Below are 9,474 nucleotides of genomic sequence, written 5' to 3'. Positions count from 1 at the left end.
GTCAAGGAATTCGTGAAAGCGATTTCAGCCAAGATCTACAGTTGAAGTTAGTCGTCTTCCAAAGGATGTATTAGTTTAAATTGAGGCAATAGCTGCCTATAGTACTCAATAATTTATAGAATTCTAATAAATTTAATTTTATGGAACAGGGGGCTTGGTTTAGTTGAAGAAAAGAAAATTATTTGCGACAGGTTTAATATTTTTGCTATCGATATTTTTATTAATAGGTTGTGCGCCTAATAATACATCAAACTCAAACACTAACACTGACACTAAACAAAATGAAGAGAATACAAATTCTTCGGGAGGAACAATAAAATTAGCTTGGAATTCACAGCCACCTACTCTTGACACTCATACAACAAATACAAACGTAGTACGTGATATTGCAAGACAAATATTCGAAAACTTAATAACTTTTGATGAAAATTATGAACTTGCTCCTATGTTAGCAGAGTCATTTGAAGAAAGTGAAGACCGTAAAACAATAACGTTTAAATTAAGAAAAGGTGTATTATTCCATAACGGTAAAGAATTGAAAGCTGAAGATGTTGTTGCATCGATGACAAAATGGCAGCAAAACGGAACAGCTAAAACGGAACTTGGTAACTCAACATGGGAAGCAATTGACGATTATACAGTTACTTTAAATGTTGAGAAACCTTCAATTTCTGTATTGTACAGACTAGCTGATGTTACTCAAACAGCTTCTATTATGCCTAAAGAAGTAATTGAAGCAGCTGATGCAACAGGTGTAAAGGAATTCATAGGTACTGGACCTTTTAAATTAGAAGAGTGGAAACACGACTCGTATATTAAATTAGCTAAATTTGAAGGTTATAAGCCATTAGATGCTCCAACAAGTGGTTTAGGCGGTAAAAAAGAAGCTTTGGTTGATGAAATCTATATCTACTTTGTGTCTGACATTTCTACTCGAGTAAACGGGGTTATAAGTGGTGAATATGATTATGCTTTTGAATTACCTTTTGACAGTATGCAACAACTAAAGAGTTCACCGGAAGTTGTAATTGATATTTGGCCATATGGTTTTGAAACATTAGTTTTTAATAAAAAAGGAATTTTTCAAGACTTAAGACTAAGACAAGCAATAAATCACGCGATAAATAATGAAGAATTATTATCATTAGCATTTACAGATAAAGAGTTCTATCGCCTTGAACCAGCGTATATGCGTCCAGAACAAAAGAATTGGTACACCCAGGCTGGAGAGGAAAATTATAATGTGTATGATGTTGAGAAAGCTAAAGAATTATTAAAGGAAGCTGATTATAAAGGTGAGGAAGTAACAATTCTAACTAGCAGTGATTACAGATACCATTATGATGCTGCGGTTATCACACAACAATCACTAGAGAAAATAGGTATGAACGTTAAACTGGACGTTACAGATTGGGCAACTTTACTTGATCGAAGAAAGGATCCGGAAAAATGGGATATTTTCTTTACACAGTTTACTACTGTTGCTACACCGTTAGCATATCCGTTTTTGGAATCTAAGGTAGAATATCCTGGGTGGACAAATAGCCCTGATATCGACCGATTAATAAATGAAATAAGAAATTCTCCTTCGCAAGAAGAAGCGACAGCCAAGTTTGAAGAATTACAAGCGATTATTTGGAGTGAACTACCAGTAATTAACGTTGGTATGGCAAACTTCATTTCAAGCTATTCCAATAAAGTAAAGGGATATTCTGAATTTATGGGCCCAATTTTCTGGAATACAAGTATTGAGCAATAGAAATATATTAGTTCTAACCAAGTTTAGTACTCCCCTATCAATGTAGGGGAGTACTAAATTACTAGTGAAAGGAGGAGATTATTTGAAGACATATATACTCCAAAGACTCTTATCTCTAATTCCAGTAATGTTCGTAGTTGCAGTTGTCGTATTTTTTATTATTCACTTAACACCAGGAGATCCTGCTGCCGTCATACTTGGACCCGATGCTTCTGTTGAGGAAGTTAATAAATTAAGAGAAGAAATGGGGTTAAATTTACCTATCTATGAACAATTCATTATCTGGATTTCAAAGGTCCTCCAAGGAGACTTAGGTTGGTCAATTTATATGAATAAGCCCGTGTTGCAAGCTTTTTTTGAAAATTTAATACCTACTTTATCATTGGCATTAATGGCTCAAGTCATAGCTATCTTAATTTCTATTCCAGCAGGAATTATTGCAGCAACCAAGCGCGGAACATTTACAGATCAAACGTTTATGATGATTTCTTTACTAGGAATTTCCATCCCTAACTTTCTTTTAGCCCTATTATTAGTTTTATTGTTTGCAGTAAATCTTGCTCTACTCCCTGTAGCTGGATTCCAACCTCTTAGCAACGGATTATGGGTGCATATAAAATACTTAATTTTACCCGCATTTGCACTTGGGGCTATTCAAGCAGCACTAATTGCACGGGTTACACGCTCTTCTATGCTAGATGTCTTAAATGCAAATTACATTAAAACCGCCTATTCAAAAGGGGTCAAAAGAAAAGTTGTTATTTATAAACATGCTTTAAAAAATGCCTTCATTCCTATTCTAACCGTTATCGGTCAAACATTTGGACAATTAATTGCTGGAGCCGTTGTTATCGAAACTGTGTTCAATATCCCAGGAATTGGACAGTTAATTATTAATGCTATTATGAGACGAGATTTTGAAGTGATACAAGGTGCCATACTACTAATAGCTCTTTCCTATGTATTGATTAATTTAATTGTAGATTTATTGTATGGATTTTTTGATCCAAGAGTACGTTTAAGCAAAAAAAGTTGATTTAGAAAGGGGGATGGTTTATGGAGACTAAATCAATATATAGAAATAGTACAATAACACGAAATCAACAAATTTATAAAAAAGAACAACGTATATTACTATTTAAACGTATATTTTCAAATCGATTAATGGTCTTTGGAAGTGCTATATTGCTTTTTTTAACAATCATCGCTATCTTTGCTCCCTTGATTGTAATAAAGAACCCACTGGAAATTAATGCCCTTGCTCGACTACAAGCTCCTTCATCTGATCACTTTTTTGGGACAGATAATTTAGGAAGAGATCTATTTAGTAGGGTTATATATGGTACACAAGCTTCTATGACCGTAGGGTTATCAGTTGCCTTAATTTCAGGAACCTTTGGGATGATTATTGGATTATACTCTGCTTACAACCGTTACTTAGATCACATTTTGATGAGAATCTGTGATGGATTGATGGCATTTCCAGCTATTCTCTTAGCGATTGCAATCATGGCAGCACTTGGACCAAAAACTATTAATGTTATTACGGCATTAAGCTTTGTCATGATTCCTACTGTTGCACGTGTTATTCGTTCTGCTGCACTTGTTATAAAAGAGCAAACATACATTGAAGCACTAAAATCACAGGGAGCTAGTGCAACTAGAATAATTTGGATTCATATCGCTCCAAACGCGATTTCTCAATTAATTATTCAACTCACTTACGTGTTTGCCATATCCATTATTATTGAGGCAAGTTTAAGCTTTCTAGGTGTTGGAATTCCAGCCCCGAATCCAAGCTGGGGGAATATTATTTATGAAGGAAAAGCTGTTATTTATAACGCATGGTGGATGACTGTATTCCCTGGGGTGTTTATTATATTAGCCGTATTAGCCCTGAATTTATTTGGGGATGGTCTAAGAGATTTATTAGACCCTCATACAAAAAAATAAATTAGACAGCGAAGGAGGGATTATTGTTACTATGGAGCCTCTGTTAAAGCTAAATAAATTAAGAACAAAGTTTTTCACTGAAAAAGGAACTGTTACAGCAGTTGACGATGTTTCCTTTCAAATAAATGCTGGTGAGATGGTTGGGCTTGTAGGGGAATCAGGATGCGGGAAAAGTGTTACATCTGAATCCATTCTGAAACTTTTAAATGATAGGACAACGAAATATGAAGGGGAAATTCTTTATAAAGGAAAAAACTTAATAGATTTTTCAGAAGAACAGATGAGAAATATACGTGGTAACGAAATATCAATGATTTTCCAAGACCCTATGAGCTCGCTAAATCCTGTCTATACGATAGGAAATCAGATTGCAGAGGCAATCATGATCCATCAAAAGGTCGATAAAAAAGAGGCCTATAACAGAGCTATTGAGATGCTACGTCTAACAGGAATACCATCACCAGAAAAAAGAGTCTATGAATATCCCCATGAACTTTCGGGGGGGATGAGACAACGGGTAATGATAGCCCTTGCCTTATCTTGTAAACCTCAGCTTCTCATTGCTGATGAACCTACAACTGCACTTGATGTCACCATTCAGGCTCAAATTCTAGATCTAATTCAAGAGCTTAAAGAAGAGCTAAATATGGGAATCATTTTAATTACTCATGATTTAGGAGTAGTTGCAGAAGTTTGTACCCGTGTCATCGTAATGTATTTGGGTCAAATTATTGAAGAAGCTGATGTGAAAACACTATTTAAAAATCCACTACATCCATATACAAAAGGTCTATTAAAATCCATTCCTAAGTTAGATGGTGGTCGATCACAGAAACTAAATGTCATAAAAGGAGTTGTGCCCTCTCTACAAGATGTTCCAAGTGGATGCCGTTTTGCCCCAAGATGTGAATATGCAACAGATCAATGCAAGATAAATCCTCCAGAATTAATGGAGTTAAATAATGGACAGAAGGTAAGATGTTGGAACTATGAAACCATTTTGAGAGAGGATGAAAATTATGCAGTCAACACTTATCAAAACCAGTGATCAAGATCCTCTTTTAGAAGTAAAAGGTCTCAAGAAGTACTTTCCCATTACATCCAATTTAGGAAGAGTTCAAGGGTATGTGCAAGCCGTTAACAATGTAGAGTTTACATTACACAAAAAAGAAACGTTAGGTTTAGTTGGAGAGTCAGGATGTGGAAAAAGTACAACTGGTCGTACGATTCTTCGATTAACTGAACCAACAGCTGGAGAGGCATTTTATAAAGGAAAAGATATTTTTCAACTAAAGCAGAAGGACTTTCATAAAATGCGCAGCAAATTGCAAATGGTTTTTCAGGATCCTCATAGCTCAATTAACCCAAAACAAAGGATTGGACGTGCTATTGAAGAACCAATGAAAATCCATAAACTATATAATTCGAAAGAACGAACGGAAAGAGCGTTGGAATTATTATCTAGAGTCGGGTTAAGAGAGGACCAATATTATAAATATCCTCATGAATTTTCTGGTGGACAGCGGCAAAGAATTGGGATTGCACGAGCATTGGCCCTGAATCCTGAAATCTTAATATGTGATGAGCCAGTTTCAGCACTTGATGTTTCAATTCAGTCCCAAGTTATTAATTTAATGGAAGAGTTGCAAGATCAATTTAATCTATCTTATATTTTTATAGCTCATGACCTAAGTGTTGTTAGACATATTTCTGACCATATTGGGGTTATGTATTTAGGCGAAATGGTAGAGAAAGCTCAGACTGATGAGTTGTTTTCTCACCCCCTTCATCCTTATACAAAAGCTCTGTTATCTTCTATACCTGTTCCAAATCCAGAATTTAAACGTGAACGTATTATTTTAAAAGGGGATATCCCATCACCAATTAATCCTCCTTCTGGATGTAAATTTCATACTCGCTGTCCATATGCAATTGATCAATGCAAAAGTGAATCACCCCTATTTAAAGAAGTGTCGAAGAATCATTTAGTTGCTTGTCATTTGATTAATTAAGCAGATTATAAAAAACTTCTTAGCTGAAGAAAAATTGGAGTGGAAAAAAATGTTACAGAAACTTTTTGTTAGATTGGAAGAAATATATCCTGAATTAGTTTCTTTTCGAAGAGATATGCATATGTACCCAGAATTATCTTTTGAAGAAGTAAACACACCTGTCAAAATAGCTGATTTTTTACAAAGTCTTGGTTTAGAAGTTGAAAGACAAGTTGGCGGTAGGGGAGTTATTGGTAGGTTAAAGGGAGGAAAACCTGGAAAAACTATCGCTTTCCGCGCTGACTTTGATGCTCTTCCGATTCAGGATGAGAAAGATGTTGAATATAAATCTAGAATTCCGGGAGTCATGCATGCATGCGGTCATGATATTCATACTGCTAGTTTACTAGGGGTTGCAAAGGTTTTAAGTGAGGTTAAAGAGGAAATTAGCGGAAACGTCGTTTTTATCCATCAATTTGCAGAGGAACAAATTCCAGGAGGGGCAAAATCCATGATTGAAGATGGCTGCTTAAATGGTGTTGATGCCATTTATGGAGTCCATGTATGGTCATCTCTCCCAGTTGGTACAATTGGGATTATTGATGAGTATGCTATGGCAGCCGGAGACAAGTTTGATATAAAAATTATCGGTAAAGGAGGACATGGGGCTAAACCACAAATCACAATTGATTCTTTGGTAGTTGGTGCTCAATTAGTGAATAACTTACAAAACATTGTCAGTAGACGAATAGACCCTCATGCGCCTGCCGTTGTCACCGTTGGAACTTTCCAGGCTGGTCAAGCATTTAACGTTATTGCAGAAAGAGCTAATATAACTGGAACAGTTAGAACGTTTGATGATAATGTTAGAGATTCTATTGAAGAATATATTAAGCAAATTAGCCATTCAACATGCGAAAGTGCTGGTGCGAAAGCGGTTGTTGAGTATGAACGCGGTTATCCTCCTTTATGGAATCACCCAGATCATATTCAGAAAGCTGAAAATGTCGCCATCAAATTAGTAGGGAAGGAAAATGTTAAATACCCATCACCTTCTATGGGTATGGAAGACTTTTCATATTATTTAAAAGAAGTTCCCGGTGCTTTTGTCTTTGTTGGAGGAGGAAATAGTGATATTGATGCAGACTATCCTCAGCATCATCCAAAATTTAATGTTGATGAGCGTTCAATCTTAATTAGCGCCAAACTCTTTTTATCTCTCCTAATAGAAGAGTAAAAGTGACCATCAATACTTTCGTAGTCAAATGACTAAGTTTAATAATAAATCAATTTTATGATATAAGGAGGAGCTATGCGTTTACAAGATAAAACAGCAATTATTACAGGGGCGGGTAATGGAATTGGCAGGGAAACAGCTTATTTGTTTGCAAGAGAAGGTGCGAATGTTGTAGTTACGGATATATGTGAAGAAGCAGCTAGCAATACTACAGAAGAAATAAAAAAACACGGAGGTAAATCTATTCATATCCCACATAACATAAGTATTGAAAGTGATTGGGAAAATGTTATAGCAAAAACTTTAGATAACTTTGGAAAAATCAATATTCTATTCAATAATGCTGGAACATTTCTTATCAAACCCCTAATTGATACGACTCTCGAAGAGTGGCATCAACTTATGAATATTAATCTGGCTGGAACATTTCTAGGTTTAAAACATGTCATACCTGTGATGATGAAACAAAATGGAGGATCAATTATTAATAATTCTTCAACAGCAGGTTTAATGGGTTCTGTAGGTGTTTCACTGTATGGTGCTAGCAAAGGGGCGATTAGAATATTAACAAAACATGTTGCGATGGAATATGCACCTTACAACATTAGAGCAAATACAATTTTCCCTGGTTTCGTAGATACAGATATGATGAAATATAGAGGAGAAGTAGACCAATCAAATAAACAGCAGCAATCCCAAGGAGTTCCGTTGGGTAGAATTGGAAATTCAGATGAAGTTGCTAAAACCGTTTTATTTCTAGCATCTGATGATTCAAGTTATACAACTGGAGCTGAATTTGTTATTGATGGAGGAAGATCAGCAGGGAGATCTCCAATGAAGAGTGATCATTATGAATAAAGGGACGGTATGTTTAACATTTGATTTTGATGCAATCTCCTTGTGGCTACAAAGGGATATGACCACAATGACTTCCGTTTCCCGAGGAGAATTTTGTGTTATCGCAGTGCCGAGAATTCTCCATTTGTTAGCAAAAAGAAATATTCAATGCACTTGGTTTATACCTGGGCACACGATTGAAACTTATCCAGATGTTTGTAAAATGATCGTTGAAAATGGACATGAAATTGCTTTACACGGTTATGCACACGAAAACTTTAATGTTTTATCCTCTGAAGAAGAATGGGGGATATTCCAAAAATCGGTAAAAGTAATCGAATCCTTAACAGGATGCAGACCAAAAGGCTTTCGTTCCCCCTCGTGGGATATTTCTTCTCGGACAGTCAAAAATTTAGAGAAGCTTGGTATCATCTATGATAGCAGTCAAATGGGAAATGATTATTCAGTCTATTATAGTAGATACGATGATGAACATTATAAAGATAAGGCTTCGAAATTTGGAAAATCATCTAATGTTGTTGAGATACCTGTTTCTTGGTCTTTAGATGACTATGTTTATTTTGAATATTTAAAAACACCTAATTCACTTTTTCCAGGCTTGAAAACACCTGATGAAATGTTTAAAAATTGGACAGGTGATGTCGAATACATGCTTCGGGATTTTCAAAATGGCGTTTTAGTTGCAACATTTCATCCACAGGTTTCAGGACGTGGACATCGGTTATTAGGATTAGAAAAATGGATTGATAGCTTAATAGAAAAAGGGATAGTGTTTTCAAGGTTAGACAGTATCGCAGATTCTTTTTTAAATGGAATCGAGTTCGGGGTCTTTGATCCGAAATAACAGTTTTAAGTTGATAGAAGTTTTAATATGGAATCTTCTCATCATTGACTGAGCGTCATTTCGCTCGGTCATTCTTTATTATATCAAATAGTGGCTTTCTGTTTACCCTCTTTAGATTCTTCTTCAAATCCAGTTGTCTTTATTTGTACAAACCATAAGTTAGATGATCCTGCTCAAAACCAAGCTTGCTAATCTTCATTTCTTTCACTTGCACAGCCACTTCTTCATAAATTCTCCCTTTATGGCTTGTGTGACCTTTGTGCAACACTATTTCAAAATCCTCAGCTTGTTCTCGTGCCTGATCAAGATAACAATAATCTGTAATGAGTTTGGCTTCCGTTTCAGAAATAAGGATCACACCGTTGCTTCCCGTAAAACCAGACGTGTATATCATGTTCCATGGATTGATAATCATCATTCCATCCAAGGCTAAATCATGAAATCTTTCTCTTATCTTACGAATCCTCTCCATATGTAACCTCCTCTAATTTTATCAATAAAGGTCATTGCAAATTTTATGCCATTTTCTAACCCCTTGTTAAACGGCTTTTACAAAATTATTCTGCTATTTTAGTTTCAAAACAATTTTACACATTCAAAATATTTTAACTGATTTTTCTAAATAATTGTACATTTTGGAGCGATATGACCTAATCCGGCATCTGAATTCAACCTACAGCTTTAAATGGACATATATTGAGGGGAAATAGGCAATCCAATACCTGGGCTAATGCTCAGACGTTTTGTTTTTGTTCAGCTGATGATCTTCCGATTTGTAGTTGGGAGGGAACTCGCCTAAAATCTATTTAAAGAAACAAAATAAAAAACCGAG

Annotated in this window: 9 protein-coding genes; 8 read left to right on the top strand and 1 reads right to left on the bottom strand. The window is 35.5% G+C overall.

Annotated features, from left to right (window positions below; all coding sequences use genetic code 11):
* The first annotated feature begins 163 nt into the window (after positions 1 to 163).
* The 8 genes from V7127_RS07580 to V7127_RS07545 all read left to right on the top strand — a co-directional run bounded on the left by V7127_RS07580 (position 164) and on the right by V7127_RS07545 (position 8,642).
* Positions 164 to 1,759 carry an ABC transporter substrate-binding protein gene (locus tag V7127_RS07580; RefSeq protein WP_335344062.1) on the top strand — a complete coding sequence of 532 codons (1,596 nt, stop codon included), beginning with the start codon at positions 164 to 166 and terminating at the stop codon, positions 1,757 to 1,759.
* Between the two features lie 82 nt (positions 1,760 to 1,841).
* On the top strand, positions 1,842 to 2,795 hold the full coding sequence (locus tag V7127_RS07575; protein WP_335344063.1) for an ABC transporter permease: 954 nt from the start codon (positions 1,842 to 1,844) through the stop codon (positions 2,793 to 2,795).
* A gap of 20 nt (positions 2,796 to 2,815) precedes the next feature.
* Positions 2,816 to 3,712 carry an ABC transporter permease gene (locus tag V7127_RS07570; protein WP_335344064.1) on the top strand — a complete coding sequence of 299 codons (897 nt, stop codon included), beginning with the start codon at positions 2,816 to 2,818 and terminating at the stop codon, positions 3,710 to 3,712.
* A gap of 31 nt (positions 3,713 to 3,743) precedes the next feature.
* Positions 3,744 to 4,760, top strand: coding sequence for an ABC transporter ATP-binding protein (locus V7127_RS07565; protein WP_335353453.1), 1,017 nt, complete (start codon positions 3,744 to 3,746; stop codon positions 4,758 to 4,760).
* Positions 4,732 to 5,724 (top strand): ABC transporter ATP-binding protein, encoded by a 993-nt coding sequence (locus tag V7127_RS07560; RefSeq protein ID WP_335344066.1) that lies wholly within the window; start codon positions 4,732 to 4,734, stop codon positions 5,722 to 5,724. Before V7127_RS07565 ends, V7127_RS07560 begins: the two co-directional genes overlap by 29 nt.
* 49 nt (positions 5,725 to 5,773) lie before the next feature.
* Positions 5,774 to 6,940 (top strand): M20 metallopeptidase family protein, encoded by a 1,167-nt coding sequence (locus V7127_RS07555; protein ID WP_335344067.1) that lies wholly within the window; start codon positions 5,774 to 5,776, stop codon positions 6,938 to 6,940.
* A 75-nt stretch (positions 6,941 to 7,015) separates the two neighbouring features.
* A complete protein-coding gene (locus V7127_RS07550; RefSeq protein WP_335484571.1) occupies positions 7,016 to 7,798 on the top strand; it encodes an SDR family NAD(P)-dependent oxidoreductase in 783 nt (260 codons plus the stop codon).
* Positions 7,791 to 8,642 carry a polysaccharide deacetylase family protein gene (locus tag V7127_RS07545; protein WP_335344069.1) on the top strand — a complete coding sequence of 284 codons (852 nt, stop codon included), beginning with the start codon at positions 7,791 to 7,793 and terminating at the stop codon, positions 8,640 to 8,642. The genes V7127_RS07550 and V7127_RS07545 overlap by 8 nt, the downstream gene beginning before the upstream one ends.
* 139 nt (positions 8,643 to 8,781) lie before the next feature.
* On the opposite strand, the gene V7127_RS07540 is transcribed toward V7127_RS07545, so the two are convergent.
* Complete coding sequence (locus V7127_RS07540) at positions 8,782 to 9,114, bottom strand: aminopeptidase P family N-terminal domain-containing protein (RefSeq protein WP_335344070.1); 333 nt, start codon at positions 9,112 to 9,114, stop codon at positions 8,782 to 8,784.
* Between the last annotated feature and the right edge of the window lie 360 nt (positions 9,115 to 9,474).

The organism is Bacillus sp. JJ1773 (assembly GCF_036962035.1).
Taxonomy (GTDB): domain Bacteria; phylum Bacillota; class Bacilli; order Bacillales; family Cytobacillaceae; genus Cytobacillus.
This window is presented reverse-complemented; position numbering and strand designations above follow the sequence as displayed.